This is a genomic window from Peptostreptococcus sp., assembly GCF_036639115.1.
GTDB lineage: Bacteria > Bacillota > Clostridia > Peptostreptococcales > Peptostreptococcaceae > Peptostreptococcus.
The window spans coordinates 103,341-129,561 of the sequence record NZ_JAVWJH010000003.1 but is presented as its reverse complement, the minus strand read 5'-3'; the positions used below and the strand labels follow the sequence as shown (position 1 = coordinate 129,561).

Annotated in this window: 25 protein-coding genes and 1 pseudogene; all 26 read right to left on the bottom strand. The window is 31.2% G+C overall.

Translation table 11 applies throughout. The annotated features are described in order from the left end of the window. Positions 1–7: 7 nt before the first annotated feature. The 26 genes and pseudogenes from rlmN to RR561_RS04755 all read right to left on the bottom strand — a co-directional run bounded on the left by rlmN (position 8) and on the right by RR561_RS04755 (position 26,194). Positions 8–1,039: a 23S rRNA (adenine(2503)-C(2))-methyltransferase RlmN gene (rlmN, locus tag RR561_RS04880; protein WP_332506434.1), complete on the bottom strand. Its 1,032-nt coding sequence runs from the start codon at positions 1,037–1,039 to the stop codon at positions 8–10. Between the two features lie 22 nt (positions 1,040–1,061). Then, a complete protein-coding gene (rsmB, locus tag RR561_RS04875; RefSeq protein ID WP_332506433.1) occupies positions 1,062–2,405 on the bottom strand; it encodes a 16S rRNA (cytosine(967)-C(5))-methyltransferase RsmB in 1,344 nt (447 codons plus the stop codon). A gap of 359 nt (positions 2,406–2,764) precedes the next feature. Next, positions 2,765–3,454: a zinc metallopeptidase gene (locus RR561_RS04870; protein WP_332506432.1), complete on the bottom strand. Its 690-nt coding sequence runs from the start codon at positions 3,452–3,454 to the stop codon at positions 2,765–2,767. Between the two features lie 26 nt (positions 3,455–3,480). Continuing rightward, positions 3,481–4,410 carry a methionyl-tRNA formyltransferase gene (fmt, locus tag RR561_RS04865; protein WP_332506431.1) on the bottom strand — a complete coding sequence of 310 codons (930 nt, stop codon included), beginning with the start codon at positions 4,408–4,410 and terminating at the stop codon, positions 3,481–3,483. Between the two features lies 1 nt (position 4,411). Next, positions 4,412–4,897 carry a peptide deformylase gene (gene def / locus RR561_RS04860; RefSeq protein ID WP_332506430.1) on the bottom strand — a complete coding sequence of 162 codons (486 nt, stop codon included), beginning with the start codon at positions 4,895–4,897 and terminating at the stop codon, positions 4,412–4,414. A gap of 120 nt (positions 4,898–5,017) precedes the next feature. Beyond that, complete coding sequence (priA, locus tag RR561_RS04855; protein WP_332506429.1) at positions 5,018–7,480, bottom strand: primosomal protein N'; 2,463 nt, start codon at positions 7,478–7,480, stop codon at positions 5,018–5,020. A 60-nt stretch (positions 7,481–7,540) separates the two neighbouring features. Then, entirely contained in the window at positions 7,541–8,764 is a 1,224-nt protein-coding gene (coaBC, locus tag RR561_RS04850; RefSeq protein WP_334309593.1) for a bifunctional phosphopantothenoylcysteine decarboxylase/phosphopantothenate--cysteine ligase CoaBC, read from the bottom strand. 30 nt (positions 8,765–8,794) lie between these two features. Further along, positions 8,795–9,061, bottom strand: a complete 267-nt coding sequence (gene rpoZ / locus RR561_RS04845; protein WP_332506427.1) for a DNA-directed RNA polymerase subunit omega — start codon at positions 9,059–9,061, stop codon at positions 8,795–8,797. Next, positions 9,055–9,687, bottom strand: a complete 633-nt coding sequence (gene gmk, locus RR561_RS04840) for a guanylate kinase (RefSeq protein ID WP_332506426.1) — start codon at positions 9,685–9,687, stop codon at positions 9,055–9,057. The genes rpoZ and gmk overlap by 7 nt, the downstream gene beginning before the upstream one ends. A gap of 15 nt (positions 9,688–9,702) precedes the next feature. After that, complete coding sequence (locus RR561_RS04835; protein WP_332506425.1) at positions 9,703–10,584, bottom strand: YicC/YloC family endoribonuclease; 882 nt, start codon at positions 10,582–10,584, stop codon at positions 9,703–9,705. 59 nt (positions 10,585–10,643) lie between these two features. Then, positions 10,644–11,471, bottom strand: coding sequence for an alpha/beta fold hydrolase (locus RR561_RS04830; protein ID WP_332506424.1), 828 nt, complete (start codon positions 11,469–11,471; stop codon positions 10,644–10,646). Continuing rightward, the gene (locus RR561_RS04825) at positions 11,471–13,261 is read right to left on the bottom strand and encodes an Rqc2 family fibronectin-binding protein (RefSeq protein WP_332506422.1); all 1,791 of its coding nucleotides are present in this window, start codon (positions 13,259–13,261) and stop codon (positions 11,471–11,473) included. Before RR561_RS04825 ends, RR561_RS04830 begins: the two co-directional genes overlap by 1 nt. Positions 13,262–13,514: 253 nt before the next feature. After that, entirely contained in the window at positions 13,515–14,042 is a 528-nt protein-coding gene (pyrR, locus tag RR561_RS04820) for a bifunctional pyr operon transcriptional regulator/uracil phosphoribosyltransferase PyrR (RefSeq protein WP_332506420.1), read from the bottom strand. Between the two features lie 27 nt (positions 14,043–14,069). Next, positions 14,070–15,044: an RluA family pseudouridine synthase gene (locus RR561_RS04815; protein WP_332506418.1), complete on the bottom strand. Its 975-nt coding sequence runs from the start codon at positions 15,042–15,044 to the stop codon at positions 14,070–14,072. Positions 15,045–15,107: 63 nt separating this feature from the next. Beyond that, a pseudogene (lspA, locus tag RR561_RS04810) lies at positions 15,108–15,554 on the bottom strand (signal peptidase II); the annotation flags it as partial. A 228-nt stretch (positions 15,555–15,782) separates the two neighbouring features. Beyond that, positions 15,783–16,790, bottom strand: coding sequence for a tryptophan--tRNA ligase (gene trpS / locus RR561_RS04805; RefSeq protein ID WP_332506416.1), 1,008 nt, complete (start codon positions 16,788–16,790; stop codon positions 15,783–15,785). 300 nt (positions 16,791–17,090) lie between these two features. Beyond that, the gene (locus RR561_RS04800; protein WP_332506609.1) at positions 17,091–17,870 is read right to left on the bottom strand and encodes a cell wall-binding repeat-containing protein; all 780 of its coding nucleotides are present in this window, start codon (positions 17,868–17,870) and stop codon (positions 17,091–17,093) included. Between the two features lie 230 nt (positions 17,871–18,100). Next, positions 18,101–19,000, bottom strand: a complete 900-nt coding sequence (locus RR561_RS04795; RefSeq protein WP_332506415.1) for a sulfite exporter TauE/SafE family protein — start codon at positions 18,998–19,000, stop codon at positions 18,101–18,103. A 239-nt stretch (positions 19,001–19,239) separates the two neighbouring features. Continuing rightward, the gene (locus RR561_RS04790; RefSeq protein ID WP_332506413.1) at positions 19,240–19,938 is read right to left on the bottom strand and encodes a 5'-methylthioadenosine/adenosylhomocysteine nucleosidase; all 699 of its coding nucleotides are present in this window, start codon (positions 19,936–19,938) and stop codon (positions 19,240–19,242) included. A 206-nt stretch (positions 19,939–20,144) separates the two neighbouring features. Continuing rightward, on the bottom strand, positions 20,145–21,200 hold the full coding sequence (locus tag RR561_RS04785; RefSeq protein ID WP_332506411.1) for a YeiH family protein: 1,056 nt from the start codon (positions 21,198–21,200) through the stop codon (positions 20,145–20,147). Positions 21,201–21,512: 312 nt separating this feature from the next. After that, a complete protein-coding gene (locus tag RR561_RS04780; protein WP_332506409.1) occupies positions 21,513–22,403 on the bottom strand; it encodes a sulfite exporter TauE/SafE family protein in 891 nt (296 codons plus the stop codon). 160 nt (positions 22,404–22,563) lie between these two features. Beyond that, positions 22,564–23,571, bottom strand: a complete 1,008-nt coding sequence (locus RR561_RS04775) for a proline racemase (RefSeq protein WP_332506407.1) — start codon at positions 23,569–23,571, stop codon at positions 22,564–22,566. 84 nt (positions 23,572–23,655) lie between these two features. Beyond that, positions 23,656–24,120 (bottom strand): glycine/sarcosine/betaine reductase component B subunit, encoded by a 465-nt coding sequence (locus RR561_RS04770; protein WP_332506405.1) that lies wholly within the window; start codon positions 24,118–24,120, stop codon positions 23,656–23,658. 11 nt (positions 24,121–24,131) lie between these two features. Beyond that, positions 24,132–24,890: a proline reductase cluster protein PrdD gene (gene prdD / locus RR561_RS04765; RefSeq protein ID WP_332506403.1), complete on the bottom strand. Its 759-nt coding sequence runs from the start codon at positions 24,888–24,890 to the stop codon at positions 24,132–24,134. 174 nt (positions 24,891–25,064) lie between these two features. Then, entirely contained in the window at positions 25,065–25,796 is a 732-nt protein-coding gene (prdB, locus tag RR561_RS04760) for a D-proline reductase (dithiol) protein PrdB (protein ID WP_332506401.1), read from the bottom strand. 26 nt (positions 25,797–25,822) lie between these two features. After that, a complete protein-coding gene (locus RR561_RS04755) occupies positions 25,823–26,194 on the bottom strand; it encodes a CBO2463/CBO2479 domain-containing protein (RefSeq protein ID WP_332506399.1) in 372 nt (123 codons plus the stop codon). Positions 26,195–26,221 lie beyond the last annotated feature (27 nt).

The window sequence follows — 26,221 nt, the reverse complement described above, 5'->3', positions numbered from 1 at the left end:
TCAACTGTTACTTGAACTTTCTTCTTAACTGACCACAGGCACCACTTATATCTGACCCCATAGAGTTTCTGATAGTAACAGGTATATTCTTTTTGTCTAGATAATTTTTAAACCTATTAATATACTCCATATCCGGCTTTTCAAAGTCTCTTTCTTCTATTGGATTGATTGGAATCAAATTGACATGACAAAGCATACCTCTCAATAGTTCTACCAATCTCTTTGCTTCTTTTTCCGAATCATTAGTATCTTTTATTAATGAATATTCAAACGTAACTCTTCTATTTGTTTTTGAAATATAATAATTACATGCATCTATAATTTCTTCTATTGAATATTTTTTTGCCACTGGCATTATTTTCTGTCTCTCATCATCAAATGGAGAGTGCAGAGAAATTGCAATATTTATAGGTAGTTCAAGATCAGCCAATTCTATCATTTTATCTACAAGACCGCAAGTGGATAGTGTTATATGTCTATAACCTATATTTAGACCATTATCTTCATTTACAAGTTTCAAAAACCTCTTTGTATTTTCAAAGTTGTCTAATGGTTCCCCACTTCCCATCATTACAATATTTGATACTCTTTTTCCTAAATCTTGCTGTACCTTCATTATTTGGTCTAGTATCTCCCAGGCTTCTAGGTTTCTTTCCAAACCATCTATTGTTGAAGCACAGAACCTACACCCCATTCTACATCCTACTTGATTAGAAACACATACTGTAATTCTATCTTCATATTCCATAGCCACTGTTTCTATTATATTTCCATCATTTAATAAAAATAAATATTTCTTTGTTTTATCTATTTTAGAGTCCAATCTAAGGTCAATATCTATATTTCCTATAATTGATTTTTCTCTTAATTTATCTCTTAATGACTTTGGAATATTTTTCATATCATCAAAATCTCTTACATCTTTGTATATCCAAGAAAAAATTTGACTAGCTCTAAACTTTTTTTCTCCTATACTTATTAGAAAATCTCTCATTTCTTCTTCTGTAAGATTTTTTAACACTATCTTCCCTTTATACATTATATCACACCTCTAATACTTTTTAAATTTTTTTCATCTTACAAATAAAGAATCCATCCATATCACTCTCATCTGGGTATATATTAACATATCCACTATCTGATATTTTATCCTTTATTTCTATATTATTAATAGGTTCTAGTGTAAAGTTTTTATTTTCTTCTAAAAATCTTTTGATTATATCAATATTTTCTTCTTTAAACATAGTACAAGTAGAGTATAGTAAAATTCCACCTTTTTTTACATATTTAGATGCATTTTTAAGTATGTCCATCTGTATATCTGGCAAATTATTTACATCTTCCTCACTTTTGTATTTAATTTCGGGTTTTCTTCTCACTATACCCATACCTGAGCAAGGAACATCACTTAAAACATAGTCAAATTTTTCTATATATTCATCATTTAAGACTGTAGCATCTGATTTTTCTGATATAATATTTTTTAAGCCTAATCTTTTGCTATATCCATCTATTAATTTTATTTTGTGATCGTATATATCCTGCGATAAAACTTTTCCCGTATTATTCATCATTTCTGCAATGTGTGTGCTTTTTCCACCTGGAGCTGCACATAAATCTAAAACTCTTGAACCTTCTTTTGGATCTAACACCTTAGCAACCATCATTGAGCTAATATCCTGAATACTTATATAACCTTTTCTAAACATTATATTTTTCTCAATATTTTTAAAATTTTCAACTTCTAAAGCTTCATCAAATCCTTCCACTCTTTTGGCCACTATTTGATCTGCCTCTAGATTACTTATTACAAAGTCCAACATATCTTCATAGTTTTTATGTCTATTTGATTTTGTTTTATTTACTCTTATGTATAACTTTGGTTTCTCATCCAATGCCTTTATAATACTCTTTGTTTTTTCTTTTCCATACTCTTTTATCAATCTATCTACTATCCACTTTTCATATGAATATTTTATAGCAATATTATCCGCTGTATCTTCTTTTATTTTCGAAATCTCTTCTTTTTGTCTAGATACATTTCTAAGAACAGCATTTACAAAGTTGGAAGATTTTTTATCTATTTTTTTCATCATATTAACAGATTCATTAATAGCTGCATAATCAGCTACTCTATCAAGAAATACCAACTGATACACACCCATTCTCAATATTGTTTTTACAGAGTGCTCCATTTTTCTAACTTTTATTTTTGATACCTTATTTATCATATAGTCTATATATCTTTTATTCTCGATTACACCATAGACAAGTTCTGTTACCAAGCCTCTATCCCTATCATCAATATTCTCTTTATCTAAATGAGAGTTTAATGATATATTAGAATAATTTTTATTTATTTCTATATCCATCAGTACTTTATACGCAATTTTTCTTGCCGACATACAATCTCCTTCCAAGATCTTTATATCTTTTCCTATTATCTATATATAACTTTTATAATACAGCTACACTTAGCTCGTATTAACAGCCAATATTATCTATTATAACCTAACATTCATATTAAATAATATAAATAATGAAATTTTTCAAGTCATTTTTAATTTTTTTATTTTTACCAGCATAATTCATCCCTTTAAAGTGCTTAATTTGTTTATTTATTTTTATAGATTTTATATTTTTATGATTTATATAATATGTATTATTCCTTTTTTACTTTCTCTAAATAAATAATTTTATGACTATCATGACAATAAATAATATGACTATGTGCAGAGCACATAGTCATATTAAATAATTTTTATTAATCATTATTTCTTGCTATCACTACTAATCTCAATAATTGTAAAATAGCTGAAAGAGCTGCTGCTACATATGTTAAAGCTGCTGCTTTCAATACTTTCTTGCTCTGATATTTCTCCTCTTGTCCAACTATTCCCAAAGAATCTAACTGAACCAAAGCTCTTCTTGAAGCATTAAACTCTACTGGAAGAGTAACTAGTTGAAATAATACAGTTGCAGAAAATAGTACTATACCTACCCACAATAAGTTTTTATTTACAAAGAATCCCATTAAAATTATTATCCAAGATGCTGATGATGCAAAGTTCACGGCTGGAACTATTTTACTTCTAAGCACTAGTGGTATATACGATTCTTTATGTTGCATTGCATGACCACACTCATGTGCTGCAACTGAAATTGAGGTAATAGATGTTCCATAATATACTTCTTCAGAAAGATTAACCTTTCTACTTCTTGGATCATAGTGATCTGATAGGGTTCCCTTCACTGGGTATATTGGTACGGAGGCAAGACCATTAGAATCTAATATTCTTCTTGCAACCTGTTCACCTGTCATTCCCCTTGCAGATCTTACTTTAAAGTATCTGTTTGTTACAGAATTTACCTTAAAAGATGCATATGCTGATAATATTACTGCTGGTAATAATATTAGCATTGTACTGTCCCAATAAAATCCAAATGGATACATAAAACTCACTCCTTATCTGACAAATACTATCTAAAAATTACTCCTTTTTCGATAGTATTTCCTTTTATATATTCTGCTACAGGCATTCTTTTTTTATTTGGCATCTGAATATCAATTATCAAAAGAACATTGCTTCCGCAAGCTACTTCTATGCCATCTTTACTTACACTGATTACTGTTCCTGGAGCACTATTGCTGTTTTCATTAATTACCTTTGTCTTCCAAATTTTTATTTTTCCATAATCTGATTCACACCATGCCCCTGGCCAAGGTATTGTGCCTCTTACAAGATTATGTATAGTTTGGGCATCCTTTGTAAAATCTATATGTCCCAAATTTTTATCCATCATAGGTGCATATGTGGACTTGGAATTATCTTGCTTAGTTCTAGTATATGTTTTATTTTCAATTGACTTGATTGTTTCGCTCAGTACATTTGCACCCTCTACCTTCATCCAATCTTGAAGCTCTCCAGCATTAATTTCATTATCGAGTTCAAACTCTTGACTCATTATTATGTCTCCAGTATCTAGACCTTCATCCATAAACATAGTTGTGACACCAGTTTTTGAATCACCATTTATTATAGACCAATTAATAGGAGCGGCTCCTCTTAATTTTGGTAAAAGGGATACGTGAACATTTACACACCCATACTTAGCTATTTCCAATACTTCTTTTTTTAGAATTTGACCGTATGCAATTACGACTATAAGTTCTGGCTCTAATTCTTTTAATTCTTCTATAAATTCTACATCAGATGCTTTCACTGGCTGCATTACCTTTATATCATGTTTTATGGCAAGTTCCTTTACAGGCGACATAGTGAGTTTTTTCCCTCTTCCTTTTGGCCTGTCTGGCATAGTTACTACTGCGCATACATCATGTCCATCATTTATTATTCTTTCTAGAGAATCTACAGAAATGTCTGGTGTTCCCATAAAAACAATACGCATATTACTCACCCTTTTCTTCGTCTATATTTTCTTTCTCAACAATACTTTCTTCATTTACTTTTTCAACAAACAATATTCCTTCTAAGTGGTCTAGTTCATGGCAGTAAGCTCTTGCCAAGAAACCCTCACCTTCTAATTCAATCTCTTCACCGAATCTATTCTGTGCCTTAACCTTTACATAGTATGGTCTAGTCACATCACCTATGAAATTTTCTACACTTAGGCAACCTTCAGGATCTGTCTGCTCTCCAGATGACTCAACTATTACTGGGTTAACTAATTCTACCAATCCATCGCCTACATCTACTACTACTGCTCTCCTAATGATACCTACCTGAGGTGCCGCAAGTCCCACACCTTCATTTTCGTACATAGTATCTGCCATATCATCTAGCAAAGTATGTAATCTTTCATTAAAATCTACTACCATTTTACACTTTTTATTTAAAATTGGATCTCCCATTTTTACTACGTTTCTAATCGCCATTTTGTCCTCCTTGGATTTCAATTAATTATATTTAATAGAGCTATTAGCACACTGCTCTTTATATAACTATATTAACATTTTTTTTTATATTTTTTAATCTTTTTATTAAAATTTATTTTTTTATATAAAACTATTCGGATTTTGTTCAATATTGATGATAATATCTTGATCAAATATTTCATCAAACTTGTTAATACAAATGTATTTTATCATAGATTTTAGTTTTTTTACATCTATAAATCTATCTTTTACAATAACTTGCCACCTGTATTTATCATTTATCTTATTTATAGAACATTCATTTGGTCCCAAGATTGAGTTTTCTACTAAAATATCTTGTGACTTCATTAAATATTCAACTGTCATAAAGAATTTATTAGCATTTTCTCTTACTTTTGAATAATTTATTCCTGAAAATACAACTCTTATAATATTATTAAATGGTTCATATCCAAATATCTCTCTTATCTTTATCTCATCATTATAGAATCCTTCATAGTCATGTTCTACAGCCCTTTGTATTGCATAATGATCTGTATTATAAGTTTGAAGAATTACATGACCTTCTTTATCTGATCTTCCCGCTCTTCCCGATACCTGAGTAATCAATTGAAATGTTGATTCAAACGCCCTGTAATCAGGGTAATTAAGCATCATATCTGCAGATATAATACCTACAAGTGTAACATCCTTAAAATCGTGTCCCTTGCTAAGTATTTGAGTTCCTATCAAAATATCTGCCTCATGAGAATTAAATGTATTCAATATTTTTTCTAATTCACCTTTTTTTGATGTGGTATCCTTATCTACTCTAAGAACTCTGTAATCCGGAAATCTTTCTTTTAAAAGTTCCTCAATTTTTTCTGTTCCTACACCTAAAGAACTTATATGGTTTTTCCCACATTCTGGACATACATTTGGAATTTCTTTTTCCATCCCACAATAATGACATATTCCCTTATTATTATACTTGTGATAAGTAAGGGATATATCACACCTACTACATTTAAATACATACCCACAATCTTTACAAGTAACAAAGTTTGAATAACCTCTTCTATTCAAAAAGAGAATTACTTGATTTTTATCTTCAACTGTTTTTTCAATAGACTCTAGTAGCTTTCTACTTAAATCAGACGTATTCCCACTATGTAGCTCATCTCTCATATCTACTACTTCTATATCTGGAAGCTTCATCTGATTTGCTCTTTTGTATAGCTTAAGTAGTTGATAATCTCCATTTTCTGCTCTATAATAATCCGATATTGATGGTGTTGCCGAACCCAAAACCACTGACACATTTTGCTTATATGCCATATATCTAGCGACTTCTATTGAATCATACTTCGGTGTCATCTCTGACTTATAACTTATTTCATGAGCCTCATCAATTACTACTAATCCTAATGTCTGAAATGGAAGAAAAAGTGCAGATCTTGTCCCTATTACTACTCTTATATTTCCCTCTTTTATTTCTCTAAAGACATCATGTTTTTCACCTTCTGATAGCATACTGTGAAAAACCCCAACTATATTTCCAAATCTATTTCTTACTCTAGCAATTGTCTGTGGAGTAAGAGCAATTTCAGGTACTAAAAATATACTATCTAAACCTTGATCTAGCATATATTGAATAAGCTCTAAATAAACTTCCGTTTTACCACTACCAGTAACACCGTGAAGTAAGAATGGTTTTTTGTTTCCATTTTCTATTCCATTTATCATTTCTTTTAGAACATTTTCTTGTTCCAAATTAAGTTTAATATCCTTGTTTTCGTACTTCAATTTAGTTTCTATTTTTCTATAATACTTTACTTCATCTACCTTAATTAGTCCTTTAGATTTCAAACTTTTTATGGTATTTGTTGAAATACCTAATATTTGCATCAATGACTGCTGCTCGACTTCTTCATTTATTTTAAGAAAATCCAAGATGTCCTCTTGCTTGTGACCTAATCTATATTTATTGTCCGCAATTTTTTTATCCACATCTTCTTTTTTTCCGTCTAAAGAAATATATTTAATAAATTTTTCATTTTTTTTATCCTCATAAGTCCATAGTATTTTTATAAGCTTCTTTTTTTTCATATCTGAAATCAATTTTTTAGTATATATTTCAGTTAAAAGCTTATATTCAATTGAATCTGAATTTATACGAATAGTATTTATTAATTTTTTTTCATCAGTTTCTAATTCAAACTCATCTTCTATAGTATCTATTTGAACAACTTTTTTTGTTTCAAAACTGTAGCCTTTTGGATAAAATAGATATAGACAATCTGCATAAGTACACATATATCTATTTCTCATCCAAAACAGTAGTCTAATCTTATCTTTACTGAGAAATGGTCTCTCATCTAATATATCATCTATTTCTTTTATTTTCTTAGGGTCAAATTTATAGTCAATCAATTCTTTTTTAAGACCTACGACTATAGCTTCTGTGGGCTTATTAGAGCGTCCAAATGGTACGCTGACCCTATGTCCTATCTTTATATCTTCCAACATATGAGAAGGCACCTCATATGTAAAAAGCATATCAGCGAATCTTCCCTTAGATCGCAATATTACATCTGTATACACACAAAGCACCTCCTTTAAAAAAGGGAAAAGCCTCAACTCTCCCCTTAGAAAACTAATTTATTATTTCTTTTGACTCAAAATCTTTGATACCCTATCCAATATTACATCTGCAACTTCAGTTTTTAAAAGCTTTGGATACTCACAGACATCTCCATCTGCACCGATTATCTTAACGATATTCGTGTCAGAGCTAAAGCCTGCTCCTTGCTTTGTAAGATCATTGGCTACTATAAAGTCTAGATTCTTCTTTTTAATCTTTCTCGAAGCATTTTCCAAAATATCATTGGTTTCTGCTGCAAATCCGACCAATACTTTTCCATCCTTTATTTTACCAAGTTCTTGAGCTATATCTTTATTTCTAGATAACTCTATTACAAGATCTCCATCACTTTTTTTGATTTTTCTATCAGAATAACTCTTTGGCTTATAATCTGCTACTGCTGCGCTTTGTATTACAACATCACACTCAGAAAACTCTGCTAAAATCTCTCTATATAGATCATCAGCACTTTCTATTTCTATGTATTTATATAATTCCTTTGGTTTTTCTATATTAGTTTTTCCAGATACCAATATTACATTAGCACCTCTTTTGCTTGCCCTTTGAGCTATTGAATATCCCATCTTGCCACTTGATCTATTAGTTAGGTATCTTACAGGATCAATTGATTCTATAGTAGGACCTGCAGTTACGAGTATATTGAGACCTTCTAAATCTTTTTTATTATCGTCCACTGCCATATTATCAAAATAATTTTCAACATATTCTACTATTTTTTCAGTGTCTTCTAGCTTTCCTGCACCTACATCTCCACATGCCAATAGCCCTGATGCTGGATTTATAAATTCACATCCATAAGCTTCAAGCTTGGCAATATTATCCTGTACAATAGGATTGTTATACATATTTGTATTCATTGCGGGAGCAATCACCAACTGTGAAGTTCTTGCCATTACAGTAGTAGTGAGCATATCATCAGCAATTCCATTTGCAATCTTACCTATAAAATTTGCAGTTGCTGGAACTACCAAAAATAAATCTGCGGCTTTGGCCAACTCAATATGTTCAACTTCCCAAGTTTTGGGTTCTTCAAACATATCATCGATAACAAAATTATTACTCAAAGTCTGAAAAGTCATTGGGGAGACAAATTCTTTAGCAGATTTTGTCATTATTACATGAATATTAGCACCCAATTTCTTTAATTTACTCACAACATCACATGCTTTATATGCTGCAATGCCTCCAGTTACTCCTACAACAATAGTCTTATTATTTAGCATTGTCATCAATTCATCCTTTACTATTTAATCTTATTCCTGTTCTAAAAGCTTTCTTTCTTGTTCTAGCTTATGAGCTATATCTTTTGCCTTTATTTCTTCGTCTGTAAGAAGTCTATATCCTACTTTTCCTGCTATTATTTCTTCACTTGCTACCACTACTGGCTTGTCAGTCGGATCAACTTCTATTAAAGGAGCATCTCCATCCACTATTTCTCTCGCTCTCTTAGATACAGTAGCTATTAAGTAATATCTATTCTCTATCTTTTCTACTATGTCATTTAATGATGGTTTTAACATTCTTTTATCTCCTTTTCAAACATCTCTAATACTTCTAATTTGTATCTTCCCACTTTGTTCTTTTCTGCACCCACTATATTTTTTATATCAGCAACTGATTTTTCTACCACATTATTAAATATAAAATAATCATAATCGCCAATCAACTTGATTTCATTATAGGCACTTCCAAATCTTTTTTCTATCTGCTCAAATGTTTCTGTTCCTCTTCCAACTATTCTATGCTTTAATTCCAATAAACTTGGTGGAAGTATAAATATAAAAACTGCTTCTGGGTATGCTTTTTTTATCTGCATCGCCCCTTGCATTTCTATTTCCAAAATCACATCATTGCCTTTATCTAATTCATCAAATATAGCTTTACGTGGTGTTCCGTAATAGTTGTCATAAATTTTGGCGTACTCCAAGAATTCTTCTTCCTCGATCATACTCTCAAATTCTTGCATACTCTTATAAAAATAATTAATTCCTTCTTTCTCTCCATCTCTAGGTGCTCTAGTCGTTGCAGAAATTGATAATCTCATATGTTCCTTACTTACTTTCATAAGCTCTTTACATATAGTTCCCTTTCCTGCACCACTAGGACCAGAAATTACAAGTAAAAGTCCTCTTTTCTTTATGCCCATTATTTCCTCCCATAGCTACTCAATGTTTTGAATCTGTTCTCTAATCTTTTCTAGCTCTGCCTTAATATCTATAACCAAATTAGTTATATCTATGTTAGAAGATTTAGATCCTATAGTGTTTACTTCACGGTTCATTTCTTGAATCAAAAAGTCCATTTTTCTTCCTATAGTATCATCTTTTTTAACTGTATTTCTCAATTGAACAATATGACTCTTAAATCTTACAATCTCTTCTGTGATATTAGACTTATCTGCATAAATAGCAACTTCTTGTGCTAACCTAGACTCATCAACTACACTAGGATCTTCTAGTATTTCACTAATCTTATTATTCAACTTATCCTTATACTCTTTTACTACATTATCAGAATACTTCTCTATATCCAAAATAGAATTTTCTAATATATTAGTTCTATTTAGTATATCCTCTTCTAGCTTTTCTCCTTCTAAAACTCTCATCTCACAAAGTTTTTTTAAAGAAATTTCTGCAGCTTCTGATAACATATCCCATAGTAATTCTTCATCTTCTTCAGATTCTGAAGCTGTGATTATATCAGGAAACTTTGCTATATCAGTTACATTTAGATCATCCTCTATATCAAAATCTCTCTTAATTCTTCTTAGAATATCATAGTACTGAGATGCCAATTCATCATCGTATTGTAATTTGACACCAGATGATTTTACTGTCTCAAACTTGATAAATAAATCAATTCTTCCCCTACTTAGATAGTCCTTTACCAAAGCTCTCAACTTGTCTTCTAAAAAAGATATTTTTCTTGGCAATCTAGGATTGATATCTAAATACTTGTGATTAATGGCCTTGCATTCTACAGATACATTATAACTATCATTTTTGTATTCGCCAATGCCAAACCCTGTCATACTCTTTGCCATATTCATTCTCCAATTCAATTATATTATTACCGTACCTTTTATTATAACATAAAATTTTATCATTTTAAGGTTTTTAAAAATAATTCTAGCTCTCTTGTGAATTTTTTTGGCTTATAATTTACAAAACTATGAGAACTCTTTTCAAATAAACAAGTATAGGTGTTTTTTATATTATTTTCCAAATATTTTACTGTTTCAGGATTAACTAAAGATCCTGGATTTGCAAAAAATAGAGCTGTTGGAAGTGTTATTTTCTTGATAGTGTCTCTAAAATCCTCATATCCTATAGAAAACCACATCGATGTAATCGAATAAAAAGAGTTTCCTTTTAGATCTGATTCTATTATTCTTTTTAATGCATCATTATTTCTTCCCTTTAACTCTGGGTTGATATCCAAATACATCTTCAAATAAGCATCATGCATATCATCAAACTGATTTGCTATGCTATCTAGAAATTCTTTCTCACCAAACCTTCCACCCATCACTCCATACTTCCACTTCTTATCGCTTACAACCTTTGGGGTCATATCACAAATAACTATGGATGAAATTTTGTCCTCTCCATATATCTGAAGATATTTATACACTACGCAAGCTCCCATAGAATATCCAACCAATACTACATCTTTTAACTCTAAGTATTCAATCAATTCTTTTAAGTCATTAGCTAAATGTCTTAAAGACATATTTTCATTTGGCTTATCTGACTGTCCAAATCCTCTATGATCGTATATGATTCTTCTGTATCCCTCTAGATTTTCTGATGCATACTTAAAATCATTATGATCTGATCCCCACGCATGTAAAAATATTATTGCTTTGTCTTCTTTCTTTCCAAAGTCTTCATAATAAATGTTATAAGCATAACTATTTTTAAAAAACATTACTCTTCTCCTAGATCATCAAGATTTTCAAACTTCTTAATTTTTGCCTTTGCTTCATCTGAAGGAGTAACATACATAGTTTTATTCTTTTCATAAATTACTAGACCTGGCTTTGCTCCACTTGGTTTTCTAACATTTCTCTTACTAGTATAATCTACTGGAACATTTTCAGACATCTTTGCCTTACTATAATAAGCTGCCAAAGTTGCCGCTTCTAGTATTTCACTTTCTTCAAATTTCTTGCCTCCAACCTTTAAAAGAACATGAGATCCTGGAATATCTTTTGTATGAAACCATAGATCTTCATTATCTGCTAACCTCAAAGTTAGATAATCATTTTGCTTGTTATTTTTTCCAACCATTATAAGGTTTCCATTAGAAGATACATATTTCATGATATTAGTTCCAGGCTTATTATTCTTCTTAGGCATTTTGTAAGTCTTTATATATCCTTCTCTCATAAGCTCTTCTTTTATCTCTTTTAATTCCTTTTCATTATCACAGTTTTCAATACTCAAAAGTGTATTTTCTAGATACTCTGCTTCTTCTTTATTTATTATGATCTGTTTTGTAAGCTCTTCAGTAGCATTTTTTAATTTATTATATTTTTTAAAGTATTTTTGTGCATTTTCTGAAGGTGTAAAATGAGGCCTTAATTTAATTTCTATTTCTTCATTATTATCATAGAAGTTTGCGAGTTTGATAGACTCCATTCCTTGCTTTACCATATAAATATATGCAGTTAAAAGCTCCCCTCTTACCTTATACTCATCTGCCTTTTCTGAATCCTTTAGTTCTTTTGCTTGCTTTTCAAGCTTATGGTTTATACGTTCTAATTTAAGACTTATATTTTTTTTCATATTAGAAGATTTTTGATTTATTCTTTCTTTTTTATCTTTAGTCAAATAATAATCTTCTATTGCTTGAGAAACTGTATCTTTTTTTATTTCTGTTAGATCTTCATATTGTTTCAATCTTATAGAACTAAATTCAATAATCTTATCTTTTTTTTCATCTATTACTATGTTTGGCTCTATATTATGATTTTTTAAATCATCAAAAATACTATTTATTTCATTAGATATTTTTCTTGAATCTTCTAACACGATATCCTCAACATTTTTAGACTTATCTATTCCAACTCTTAAGCAAATATCTTTTGCTATCAAAGGTGATATTCCCAATACATTTCCATATATTGCTTTAAATATTGCACCTTTTTCAGACTTCATTCTATTTAAAAGTTCCAGCTCATCTACTTTTGATAGAGGGTTTATTTTATCCTGCACTGGTGGCAACTCATACTCATTGCCAGGGAGAATCTGTCTTACTCTACTTATGCTTATAGGTACTCTTTTTATAGAGTCCAAAATCTTATTTTCATTCTCTGCAACTAAAATAATATTACTGTGTTTACCCATTATTTCAACATAAAGATTTTTTACAGTCTTTTCCTTTAATTCATCGTATGACTCTACTGATATTTTTATTATTCTTTCAAAGCCTACCTGTTCTATGGCAACTATTATCCCATTTTGTATATGCTTTCTCAAAGTCATACAAAATACAGGAGCCTTTTTAGGATTGTTTTTTTCATACTTATCTGCCAAGTAAACTCTTGGGTTAGATGCACTTGCACTTATTACAAGCTTTTTATTTCCCTCTCTAGATCTTACTTTTAGACAAATTTCATCTCTTTCTGGTTGATATACCTTATCTATTTTTGATCCATCTAGAGCTTTATTTAATTCTCTTGCTAGAGAATTTACTACTATTCCATCAAATGCCATTGTTAAAACCGCCTTTTCAAAGTTTAACCAATAGATACTTTTATTCTATCAGCCAAAGCTTACTATAATTCTCAAATTATATCTTTATTAATTTAAATATTCATTATTTAAATTCCCAGCAATAATTTAATTGTATGTATTTTTATTTGAAACTCCAATTGTCAACACACACCTTTATGATTTTATATACTTTATATATTCTATAAAATCTTTATATTTACTCATGTTTAATATTTAGAAGTAAAGTCTTGTATTACTCCCAAATAGTAACTGATCCTTCTTCATTTTCTTGGGCAAATTTTACCTTCACAGACTCATTTTTTGATGTAGGAACATTTTTACCCACGTAATCTGCCCTAATAGGTAGTTCTCTATGTCCTCTATCTATTAATACAGCTAATTGTATTAATTTTGGTCTTCCATTATCTATAATATAGTCTAGCGCTGCCCTGATTGTTCTTCCTGTATAAAGAACATCATCTATTAATACTACTGTCTTATTTTCTACATCTAGATTAAAGTTTTCATCCATAGTATCCAATACTTTATCGTGAGTGATATCATCTCTATACCTAGTAATATCTATAGAATCACAAGCTATCTTAGTTTCTTCTATTTCACCGATCTTTTGTGCTATTAAATTTGCCAATGGTGTACCTTTTGTTTCTACACCTATTATATAAATATCTTTTACACCTTTATTTTTCTCTATAATTTCATGGCTTATTCTAGTAATTGCTCTAGACATAGCCTTTTGATCCATTATCTGTGCCTTTTCCATTTTACAGTTGAGCCTCCTAATATGATTTTATAAGTGTCTTATTATGTCCAATGTTTTATTAAAATACTCAGGCAAATCAGAAGTGAATTCCATATATTCACCTGTTGTCGGATGTATAAACCCAAGCTTTCTAGCATGCAACATCTGACCCTCTAGATGAGCAAATTTTTTAATTGGATATCCATATAGATTATCCCCTATTATCGGATGTTTTAGATAGCTTGAATGAACTCTTATCTGATGAGTTCTTCCTGTCTCTAAATTTGCCTTCATATATGTAAAGCCTGGCAAATGTTCCAAAACTTCAAAGTGAGTGACTGCTCTTTTTCCTCCACTTTTAACTACTGCCATCTTCAGCCTATTTTTAGGATTTCTTCCTAAAGATGTATCTACAGTTATTTTGTCCCAATCCACTCTACCTGAGCAAATCATCTCATATTCTCTCGTGATCGAGTGAACTGCAAACTGCTCAGCAAGCTTTTTATGGGCATTATTATTTTTTGCAACTACCAGCAATCCAGATGTATTTTTGTCAATTCTATGTACTATTCCTGGTCTTATAACACCATTTATAGAAGATAGTTTCCCCTTGCAATGATACATTATTGCATTTACTAATGTTTGGTCTGGATTTCCAGGAGCTGGATGTACTACCATACCTTGCGATTTATTGACTATCAATAGATCGTCATCTTCATAAACTATATCTATATCTATATTTTGTGCTTCTATTAATAACTCTTTTGGTTCTGGCATAGCTACTGTAATTGAATCTCCCAAGCTCACTTTGTAGCTTGATTTTTCCTTTTTTGAGTTCACTAAAATTCTGTCTTCTTTTATCAGCTTTTGTATGTTACTTCTAGAGATATCTATATACTGTTCAGATGTAAAAAGATCTAATCTCTTACCCACTGAATCCTCTTCTACAACAAATCCATCTATCTCTTCTGCAAATGGATTTGATGCCTCTATATTTTCTTTATTGTCTATTTTAAAATCCATAACTTATAATATTTTTCTTGTTTACAATAAATTTTAAATTAATTACTTAAAACTAACTGTAAACTAATTTTCTTCCTTTCCACTTTTTATCAAATAAATGCAGAGTAGCAAAGTTCCTACAACTACAAATATGTCTGCTATATTAAATACATAGTTCCAAATAAATCTAAAATCAAAAAAATCTATTACATATCCCATCTTGACCCTATCTATTAAATTACCTATAGCACCCGCTATAATTAAGCAAATAGATATATTGGCAAGTTTAGATGTTTTTACTTTATGTATATATACAAGTCCTGCTATAGTTACAACGATTGCTATTACTATGAAAAAAACCTGCATATTTTCAAACAAACCAAATGCTGCTCCACGGTTTTCAACGTATGTAAGGTGAAATACTCCATCTATAATAGCAACACTATTGCCATATTCTAAAAAGTTTTGCATAAAAATCTTTGATACCTGATCTAACAACACTAAAATTACTATAAAAATTTCGTACATAAAAACTCCTTTATCTACATTTAAGTTTTCATAATTACAATAAAACCATTGATTTCATCGTAATTGCATAATAGTCCATAATAAATTATTATACCATAAAAAATAAAAGTATCGGTCTAATTGCGATACTTTTATTTTTTATATTTTTTAATTGTTTTTATATTTTTATAACGAATATCGAGTATTGAATTTATAAACTTTTAAATCAAGCCGCTTATAAATTACTTATTCCTAGTAATTTCTTCTTACAAAACCTATCTGATCATATACTGAATCCAAAGTTTCCTTTGCTCTTTTTTCTGCCTTTTGAGCTCCCTTTATATATATACTTTCTAGATAGTCTCTGTTATCTAGTAGATAGTTATATTGTTCTCTCATAGGTCTAAGAGATTCTACTACTGCTTCTGCCATTTCTTTCTTGAAAGCTCCATATCCCTTACCTTCATACATTGCCACTATTTGATCTACAGTCTGATCAGTTAAAGCTGAATATATGTTAATTAAGTTTCTTAAACCTGGTTGTTCGTCGTTATACTTAACTATTCCAACTGAATCTGTAACTGCTTTTTTGATCTTCTTAGCTGTAGTATCAGCATCCTCTGCCAAAAGTATATAACCATTTTCATTAGAATCAGACTTACTCATCTTCTTTAATGGTTCCTGTAGACTCATTACTCTAGCTGTTCCCTTTGGATAATATCCTTCTGGTACTACAAAAGTATCAGAGAATCTATTATTAAATCTCTCAGCAAGATCTCTAGCTAGTTCCATATGTTGCTTTTGATCATCCCCTACAGGTACTACATCAGCCTTATATAAAAGTATATCAGAAGCCATAAGTACTGGGTATGTAAATAGACCTGCATTTAGATTAGCCTCACTCTTTTTTGACTTATCCTTATACTGTGTCATTCTACTTAGTTCACCCATATAAGTCATTGTACTTAACACCCAGTTGAGTTCTGCATGTTGTGGAACATGTGACTGTATAAATATTGTATTTAAATCAGGATCTATACCACACGCTATAAACTGTGCCAACAATTCTATTGTTTGCTTTCTAAGCACTTCTGGATCTTGAGGTACAGTTATAGCATGCATATTTACCATACTAAAATAGCACTCAAAATCATGCTGTAAATCTGTCCAGCTCTTTAGAGCTCCTAAATAATTACCTAATGTCATTTGACCAGATGGTTGAACACCACTGAATATTACTTTTTTTCCTTCTTCACTCATATCATTCTCTCCTTATATAGTTATTGCAGAACCTATATAATATATTAAAATCTTTTACCTAAATTCATTATATACTTCTTTAAATTTTGTGTCAATATCAAGCAAAATTGAGTTCATAGCACTTCAATTAATTTTCAAACTTATTTTTGATAAAAAAATATATACAAGATAATATTTAAAATTTATTCTAAAAAAAGAATCTATAAATTTCTATCTATAGACTCCTTTTTAGAATGTTACTCTGTTTTAATTTGTTTTAGTTTTTGGTGTTATTATATTTTATTTTAATTTTTGATGCTACTATATTTTTAATATACTAAATACATGCTTTGATACTGTATTCTCTCCCCCAACCACTATTTTGTTTTCAGACTTGATTTTTTTTGCAAAATCTTTAATAGAGTTAGGGATTTCCTTGTTTTTAGTAAGTAATATTGGTGATTTCAACTTTGCTCCTAAAGAATTTGCTATCAGAGCATCTGATAGATTTTCACCACTTACATAGACTGCATATTCGGAATTTGGCCATACCCCGACAGCTATTTGGGCTGCTGTTTCATACCTATCTTTACCTGCATATCTTGCAATTTTATTTGATCCAAGTTTTTCAACCTGTTTTTGAACGCTTTCTGATATTGAGTAATTACCTCCTGCATAAATTATACCCTCTATTTGTTTAAATTTTATGAATTTTTCTGTTTCATTAGAAAGTTTCTTTCCATCAGTTATAAGTATAGGCATTTTTTCCTTACTTGCCAAAGAGCTAATAGCTAGTGCATCTGAATAGGAATTCGATGATACTAATATTGCTTTTTTAGATGATGGATTTTTGTCCATTACTATGTTAGCTATAATATTTGAAGTATCAAACCTATTATTGCCTGCTACTCTTTGAACCTTATACTTTGATGAAAGTGTATCTTTAATTTGACTAGATACTGATTTTTCTCCGCCAATTATTATTATATTTTTTGCCTTAAGTCTTTCAATTTCATTCATTGTTTCTTTTGGTGTATTGTTCTCATTTGTATATAATACTGGAGATTTTAATATTTCTGACAGAGGTGATGTTGTTAAAATATAATTAAAGCACCTTTCATTTTTTCTTATTGTTTATTTAGTACGTTTTTATACATTTAGTTTTCATACTTATTCGAATATCTTATATTAACTATTGATTTAACTTTATATTTTTACTTTCTTAAATTATCTATAAAAAAATAGACATTTTGATAGAGTATACTCAATTGTTTGAGTTTCTATAAAATGTCTATTAATATATAGTTTCTAATATAAAATTAAAATTTATACTATGCTATTTCTGCACTCGCTTCATCATTAGAAGGCTTGTTCTTAAATGCTGCCTTAAGCATCATGAATGATGTTATTGCAACAACTATTATAACTAATACCTTTAACTTTTCTATTGGAAGTCCCTTTACAAAGAAAGCTGCTATAAATACACCTACTATACCTGCAAGTGATATTATTACAGAATTCTTCTTTGCATATGCATCTTCCTTAACGAATTTAGCAGATGCTACTGGCATAAGTAGAGCACATGATCCCATCATGATTGGGAATGCTGCTGATGGGTCCATTCCCATTGAATATACTACTACCATTGCTGGAGCGTATAGACCTATACCTGCTGTCATAAGAGCACCCAATACAAAGAATAGTACTATTGCTACTATTAACTTAGCTCCATGAAGACCTAAAGCTGTTCCGCCTATTGGTAATACGTTTAATGTTGATAATAATAACATTACTGCTGAAATTAACAGTGCAACACCCATTATCATCTGTATTTTTCTTTCATCAGTTCTTGCTATTACTCCTGCACCTAAGTATGATCCTACTACAGCTGCAGCAATTAGAGATACTAATGTCAATGGTTCTACCTTTGTAGCCTGTATAAATATTATAGCCTCACAAAGCACTGGTAATGTACATGAAACATTAAGAGTTGCAGGTATCTGCTTGTCTTTTATGTTACTCTTAAAAGCTTTAAATAAAAATACTGTTGGAGCAAATGCACCAATTCCTAATGTATCAAAAAAATTAGTAGAAAATCCTATTATAGCTGGTTTCCATGCCTTTTCTTCTTCTAAATTATCCTCTTTTTTCGCCTTGAATATATCCTTGAAAAATATTATTGCGAATCCTACTACTGCAACATATAGTAATATCTGTAATACCTTTATCATTTTGTTCTAACCCTTCCTTTTAAACTAAACTTAATTAAATTTATTTTGCCAAATAAATTGTTTCTAAAATCTCTAAATATTTTGTAAGCAAGGATATGACTATATGAATTCGCATAAAAATAAAACACCCCTCCTAATAATCAATCTATAGAAATTATATATTGATTTTCAGAAAAGTATTTTACTTTTAAAAAACTATCAAATATACGCTTTTAGAATTTTATAAAATTATTTAATTATTATAATCTCTTCAGCATATTTACTACCATATCTTTTGAGTTTATGGCAGCTATTTTGACAAATTCATCATATGTCATATCTGCTGAACTATCAGCTTTATCCGATATTGCACGTATTATAACAAATGGAATTTCATTTAAATAGGCTACATGAGCTATAGCTCCGCCTTCCATTTCACAGCAATATCCATTAAAATCGTTCTTTAAAATGCTTTTTGTTTCATTATCAGCTACAAACTGATCGCCTGTAACTACTCTGCCTTTGTAGGCTTTGAATTTTAAATCCTCTTCAAGAAAGGCATCATATGCTGCCTTGATCATTCTCTCATCAGATGTAAACACAGAAGTTTTCATTCTAGGTATAGTCCCTTTAGGGTCGCCTAATGGAGAAGCATCTACATCATATTCTATAGCATCTGTAGAGATAACTATATCATTGATATTTAATTTTTCATACAAAGCTCCTGCTACCCCAGTGTTGATTACTGAATCTACATTAAACTCACTAATTAATATCTGTGTACACATAGCTGCATTTACTTTAGCTATGCCACATTCTACTATAGCAACTTCTTTCCCCTCAATAACCCCTTCTTCAATAGATAGACCTGCTATCTTTGTAGTTTTTCTGTTTTCTAGCATTGAAGTAAGTTCTTTTACCTCTTCTTCCATCGCTCCTATTATACCTATTTTTTTCATGTGCATCAGTATACCAAAGGTATACTTTCCTCACTCCCTTCTATGTTTGTAGTTGTTTTGGTGTTAATGGTAATATAAAACATATTTCCATTCTAAAGTTCACATTAATTGTTAAAGTTAATATGAATCGTTTGTTTTGTGTGTTTTGTGTGTTTTGTTTTGTGTGTTTTGTATTTCTTTTTTATATTAAATGCGATCCTCCATACCTACAATAGGCCAGTGAACTTTTGCATCAATAAACTTACTGCTATAATTCCTATCCAGCAGAATGAACCAAGTAATATCGGTTTTCCACCAGTTTTTATTAGCTTAATAATGTCCGTATTAAGACCTATCGCTCCCATTGCCATCACTATAAAGAATTTACTTACTGTTTTCATCAATGAGAAAAATTCTGGAATCAAATTAGCTAGGCCACCTGATATTATACCATTACTTATCATAGATTGAAATACCGTTGTTATAATTGAGCAAAGAACAAAATATAATATAAATGAAGGTATCATTTTACTTATTTTGTAAGCTCCTACTGTAGAACCATTTGACTCTTTCTTAGAGTAGTATAGTGATAGGAAGAATGTTATTGGTATTATTGCCAAAGTTCTAGTCAATTTAACTACTGTGGCTGCATCCAATACCATTGTTCCTGTTTGGTGCATACTGTCCCAAGATGACGCTGCTGCAGTTACAGAAGATGTATCATTAATTGCTGTACCTGCAAATACCGCAAACCCTTGATTGCTTAATCCAATCAAATCTCCAATTGTAGGAAATATTAGAGCTGCTATTATGTTAAAGAAAAATATTACTGATATTGCCTGAGCTATTTCATCACTATCTGCGTCTATTACAGGCGCTGTAGCAGCTATTGCTGATCCACCACATATAGATGATCCAACACCTACTAATATTGATATTTTCTGTGGAATGTTCATCTTCTTGCTCAAGAAGTATGAAATTATTAAAGATGTAGCAATAGTACAAACTATTATAGGTAATGAAGCCTTTCCTACCTTTACTATCATCTGCAAATTAAGACCAAATCCTAATAAAATTACTGCATACTGCAATACTTTCTTTGATACAAAGTTTATACCACCTTGAAATCTTTCTTTTTTTTCATTCATTATTGTCCCGACAACTATACCTATAATTATAGAAAATACAGGCCCCCCAATTATCGGAAACATTTTCCCCAAAAACCAAGCTGGAATAGACATTAAAAAACAAAATATAATCCCTTGATACTTATTTTCTGACATGAATCTCTCCCCTTCCTTTTACTATCTTTAATACATCTCTATTTTACATTTCATTAGAGAAAAATTCAATGATTTAAGCAAATATTTTTATATAGTTTTTTAAATAACAATGCCTTAAATATAGCCAATTGTCTATTTATTTACAAACGCTATATTTATTGAAATTTCAGTCTTTTGAAGAATATTCATCCATATTTATTTTATAATTTTTTTTATATTTTTCACCTTAAATTACACTTATATTTTCATTAAAAACGCCCTTAGAGGATACATACCTCCAAGGGCATTAATGTTCATTATAAATTGAGTAAATTAATTTACTTTTGGTTCTTTTGGTCCCTTATTTGTAAATGCTGCCTTAAGCATCATGAATGCTGTAACAGTAACAACTATTATGACTAATATTGTTAATTTATCTGTTGCTAGGCTCTTTACAAAGAACGCAGCTATAAATACACCTACTAGACCACTTATTGCTATTATAAAAGCGTTCTTCTTAGCGTATGCATCTTCCTTAACGAACTTGGCAGACGCAACTGGCATAAGTAGTGCACATGATCCCATCATGATTGGGAAAGCCGCTGAAGGATCCATTCCCATTGAATATACTACTACCATTGCTGGAGCATATAGGCCTATACCTGCTGTCATCAACGCACCTAGTACGAAGAATATTACAATTCCTCCTATTAGCTTTCCACCATGTAGTCCTAAAGCTGTTCCACCGATTGGAACAATTCCTAATACTGACAATAAGAATAAAAGTGCTGATGCAAGAAGTGCAAATCCCATAATCAGCTGTATATTTCTTTCATTTAACTTAGATATAATACCAGCACCTATATATGAACCTACCACAGCTGAGGCTATCAAAGATACCAATGTTATAGGTTCAACATTAGTTGCCTGTATAAATATAATTGCCTCAAACATAACTGGTAAAGCATCAGCTGCATTAAGTGTAGCTGGTATCTGCTTATCATTTATATTGTGCTTGAATGCTTTAAAAAAGAAAACTGTAGGTGCAAATGACCCTATACCAAGTGTGTCAAAGAAATTCGTAATGAAACCAGTAGCTACTGGCTTCCAAATTTTTTCTTCTTCTAATCTGTCTTCCTTCTTAGCTTTCCAAATATCTCTAAAGAATATTATTGCATAAGCGACAAAAGCTACATACAATAATATTTGAAGTCCTTTAATCATAACGATTTCCTCCTCATTTTACAAAGAATCAGGGGGAAGCCCCCCTAATTAAATAACTAATTCCAAATAACTTTTCCTTTAAATCGCTAACAAAATAAATTAAGTAACTAGCTTAATTTATGAATAATTAATTTCTTTGTAAAGTAATTTTTGACGCAACTTACTTTAGTATAAATCCGTGCTTAACTGGGTCAGTATCATCTATTACAAAATGATTAAATCCAGTTATATAAGCTGAACCACTTATCTTAGGTATTACTGCATCAAATGTGTCAACCTTTGCAGTTCCTACGATTTCGCCTTCGAATACTGTTCCTAGGATTGATTCATAAACGAATTTTTCTCCCATTTTGAACTTACCCTTAGCATATAAAGTAGCAAGCTTTGCACTTGTACCAGTACCACATGGAGATCTATCTACCTGTCCCTGTCCAAATACAACACAGTTCTTTAAAGTAGCACCTGGTGTATCAGTTTCTGACCACCATTCAATTAAATCTACTGTATGAATATGTGGCATTTCTGGATGCTGAACTGGTATTTCAGCGTTTATGATGTCTCTTAACTGCATACCTAATCTGTTAAGTATATCAGCATTTTCTGGAACTATTTCAACGCCTATCTGATCAACCTTTACTATTGCAAAGAAGCTTCCACCAAATGATATATCAAACTTAATCTTTCCATATCCAGGTAGTTCTACTTCTTGATCTTCCTTATATAAGAATGCAGGAACATTTTCAAATGATACCTTCTTAGCTTTTCCATTTTCTACAGATACTTCACCCTTTATTATTCCAGCTGGTGCTTCCTGTATTATATGAGTAATTGGTTCATGTACTTCTACCATACCTGTTTCAACTGCTACAGTCATAGCTCCTATTGTTCCGTGGCCACACATGTTTAGGTATCCGCCACCATCCATAAAGATGATTCCATAATCAGCTTCTGGGTGTGTAGGCTGAGTTACTATTGAACCAAACATATCATTATGTCCTCTTGGCTCTAACATTATAGCTGTTCTAAGATAATCTAAATTATCCTCTAACCATTGTTTCTTTTCTGGCATTGAGTTTCCAACAACGTTTGGTATACCTCCAACTACAATTCTTGTAGCCTCACCTGCAGTATGGGAATCGATTGCATGAATACTTCTACTAAATTTCATAACTATGTACCTCCATTCAATTAATGTTATTAAATTATTAATTTATATCAAATTATTAATTTTTCTAATTTATTATTTAATTAACTATTTTTGACGCATTTTAAACTTTAAATATACAAGTGCCTTCCTTGCATCGACTACATCTACATTGTTTTCTCCAACAACTTCCGTTTCAATGCCTTCTTTGCTCTTGTTTATATCGACAATTGTGTCCATATATTTATTGGTTACTACAAACTTAGCTTGTACTCCATTAAATGTCACTCCAACCGTTGGTATACCTCTTTTTCCGATCTCTTCAAAGGTATTAGCATAATCCACATGAGAATTACCCCAACCATCAGAACTCAAAATAACACCGTCTACCCTCATAGCTTCACACCATGCAGCAGCTCTTTGTCCAACTAAGTTTTTATATTTATTATCATCTGGTGTACCAACTACGATTACACCGACAAAATCAACATCTGTATCCTCACCCATCACTTCTATCAATGGATCTCTAAACATATGTAGTGATGTTTCTTTTGTTGAAGGACCTATACCCATTATTACACCCCCTATACTAATGCTCTCAAGATTCCATCCCTATATTCATTAGGAGACAGTATCATCGGCATATTACACATATCAATTATAGATGTACCACCTTCGAAACCACTAGGTTCTTCAGGGAATAATAGATTATCGTACATTGCGCCCTGTCCTGCAACTTGTTTAACTAATACAACTTTCTTTTTTCCTGGTGAAACTTTATCTAAATATTCATATGAACCACTTGCAGCTCTTCCATCAACGATTTTTAGAGCTTTTCTAATTTCTTGAATAAAATTATCACAGGCTCTAAAGCAAGCGTTTGGAAGTGTTCTATCAAAAGGCAGACCACCCTTTATAGTGACATCCATATGTATAATGTAATCTTTGGTATCAGGAGTTCCCCTCTTACCAAATATCATTTGCTCACTAAGTATACCTTCAGATGATCCAAATTCATGCATTTGTCTACCATCTTCATCTACGCCAGTCAACATTACGCAGACACCAGTCAAAGTATGAGTTATACCTTCACCTATATCTCCTAAGACTTTTGTAGAAATAGGTATTATATCCATAATTGTATTAATCTGCCTGTCATAATCCCCAGGCTGTATAATCTCTAACTTTATATCACTGATTAAATCATCAGCTGCTTTCAATTCATCAATTTTCTCTTGAACAATTTCAAGAACGTCGCCTTTAATTGAGAATCTTTTACCATACTCAACATTGTTTATGGCAAAAGGCTTAATTACAAGGCGTCTGAGAATTTTCTCGTCCATAATATGACCACCTTTGGTATAAAATTAGCAATTGAGAATAAAAAACAATATTCTCAATTTTCAAAATAGTAAACTTACATCCCCTACATTGCTATAGAGGATGAGTTTACAATTTTATGTTTCTATATTTCTTTATTTCTTTATATTCTCAACATAACCAATCTTATCAGCTAACTATATAGCAGCGTGATATTCAAATGGTAGTGGAACTATCTTTCCTGCTGAAGGAATAGCTATTAATTGTTCTAAAGTAGCCTTTAATATTCCTGTCTGCATTTCTATGTTGTTTGGTTCACCAGCGTTAGCACCCATTGGTACCAATGGAGCTACGGCTCTTGGAGTACCATTCTGTCTAACTACTGGAGGAAGTGCTGCTATTATTATTGTAGGTATACCAGCTTCTTCTATTGCTCTCTGCACGATCACGGCAGTTCTATGACAAGTACCTCAGCCTGCTGTCATAACAACGCCATCTACACCTTCTTCTTTTAACTTGGCAGCTATTGCTGGACCAGTTTCGTGTGTAAATGCATCCTGGTTTCCACCACCACCCATGAAAGTGTAGTGACAAGGTGCAACTCCCTTTATGAATCCTTCCTTAGCAAGTTCATGTAATCTTTCGATTGGGAACATGCAGTTTACGTCTCTATTTACATCAGAGTTATCATATCCACCATGAGATACCATAAGATCTGCTGGAGTAGCTGTATCTGGAACCATTCTGAATCCAGTATCACCTGCTAGGTTAAATTTCTCATCACTCTTCATATGTACACCGGCAGCTGAAGCCAATGCTATTACCATTTCGTTTAATGGTTTTGTAACAGGAGTCCAAACTGGAGGTGGTGTTATTGGAACATATATCTCTGATTGAAGTCCTGGAACTGTTGTTAACTTACGACTCATTGTATTTCTCTCCCTTCAAAATCGATCTAAATTTCTGATTCAAGTTCCTTAATTTTAATCTTTTTTTCTAAATCAGCTAAAATAGCTGTTTTTTCTAAGATTTTTTTTTCAAGTCTTGTCAGATTTTCAATCTTCTTTTCTTCTTCTACTTTTTGCTGACTAACTATTTTTCTCAAATATTCCTCATTAGGTTCTGGACGTAATACCTCTGGATTGCTTAACATAAATCCAACTTCATGTCCTACCTGAGGATTATAGTCAGTAATAAGCATTCTGTTTGGTATTTTAAATTGTCCAAGCCTACCTTTTAAATCTATAGTCACAGCGCCACCTTCAACATTGGTGATGACACCTTCATAATATTTTTCTGAGGATATGTATCTTAAATCTTCTTCCATGTTATCCCCTTTCTAAAAAGCTCTTTG

What these genes read in the sequence shown, in the direction of transcription:
- rlmN (WP_332506434.1), bottom strand. Translation starts at nt 1,039, where the DNA reads ATGTATAAAGGGAAGATAGTGTTAAAAAATCTTACAGAAGAAGAAATG.
- rsmB (WP_332506433.1), bottom strand. Translation starts at nt 2,405, where the DNA reads ATGTCGGCAAGAAAAATTGCGTATAAAGTACTGATGGATATAGAAATA.
- RR561_RS04870 (WP_332506432.1), bottom strand. Translation starts at nt 3,454, where the DNA reads ATGTATCCATTTGGATTTTATTGGGACAGTACAATGCTAATATTATTA.
- fmt (WP_332506431.1), bottom strand. Translation starts at nt 4,410, where the DNA reads ATGCGTATTGTTTTTATGGGAACACCAGACATTTCTGTAGATTCTCTA.
- def (WP_332506430.1), bottom strand. Translation starts at nt 4,897, where the DNA reads ATGGCGATTAGAAACGTAGTAAAAATGGGAGATCCAATTTTAAATAAA.
- coaBC (WP_334309593.1), bottom strand. Translation starts at nt 8,764, where the DNA reads ATGCTAAATAATAAGACTATTGTTGTAGGAGTAACTGGAGGCATTGCA.
- rpoZ (WP_332506427.1), bottom strand. Translation starts at nt 9,061, where the DNA reads ATGTTAAAACCATCATTAAATGACATAGTAGAAAAGATAGAGAATAGA.
- gmk (WP_332506426.1), bottom strand. Translation starts at nt 9,687, where the DNA reads ATGGGCATAAAGAAAAGAGGACTTTTACTTGTAATTTCTGGTCCTAGT.
- RR561_RS04835 (WP_332506425.1), bottom strand. Translation starts at nt 10,584, where the DNA reads ATGGCAAAGAGTATGACAGGGTTTGGCATTGGCGAATACAAAAATGAT.
- RR561_RS04830 (WP_332506424.1), bottom strand. Translation starts at nt 11,471, where the DNA reads ATGTTTTTTAAAAATAGTTATGCTTATAACATTTATTATGAAGACTTT.
- RR561_RS04825 (WP_332506422.1), bottom strand. Translation starts at nt 13,261, where the DNA reads ATGGCATTTGATGGAATAGTAGTAAATTCTCTAGCAAGAGAATTAAAT.
- pyrR (WP_332506420.1), bottom strand. Translation starts at nt 14,042, where the DNA reads ATGGAAAAGGCACAGATAATGGATCAAAAGGCTATGTCTAGAGCAATT.
- RR561_RS04815 (WP_332506418.1), bottom strand. Translation starts at nt 15,044, where the DNA reads ATGGATTTTAAAATAGACAATAAAGAAAATATAGAGGCATCAAATCCA.
- trpS (WP_332506416.1), bottom strand. Translation starts at nt 16,790, where the DNA reads ATGAGTGAAGAAGGAAAAAAAGTAATATTCAGTGGTGTTCAACCATCT.
- RR561_RS04795 (WP_332506415.1), bottom strand. Translation starts at nt 19,000, where the DNA reads ATGATAAAGGTATTACAGATATTACTATATGTTGCAGTAGTAGGATTC.
- RR561_RS04790 (WP_332506413.1), bottom strand. Translation starts at nt 19,938, where the DNA reads ATGAAAAAAATAGGTATAATAGGAGCGATGGAAGAAGAGGTAAAAGAA.
- RR561_RS04785 (WP_332506411.1), bottom strand. Translation starts at nt 21,200, where the DNA reads ATGTCAGAAAATAAGTATCAAGGGATTATATTTTGTTTTTTAATGTCT.
- RR561_RS04780 (WP_332506409.1), bottom strand. Translation starts at nt 22,403, where the DNA reads ATGATTAAAGGACTTCAAATATTATTGTATGTAGCTTTTGTCGCTTAT.
- RR561_RS04775 (WP_332506407.1), bottom strand. Translation starts at nt 23,571, where the DNA reads ATGAAATTTAGTAGAAGTATTCATGCAATCGATTCCCATACTGCAGGT.
- RR561_RS04770 (WP_332506405.1), bottom strand. Translation starts at nt 24,120, where the DNA reads ATGGGTATAGGTCCTTCAACAAAAGAAACATCACTACATATGTTTAGA.
- prdD (WP_332506403.1), bottom strand. Translation starts at nt 24,890, where the DNA reads ATGGACGAGAAAATTCTCAGACGCCTTGTAATTAAGCCTTTTGCCATA.
- RR561_RS04755 (WP_332506399.1), bottom strand. Translation starts at nt 26,194, where the DNA reads ATGGAAGAAGATTTAAGATACATATCCTCAGAAAAATATTATGAAGGT.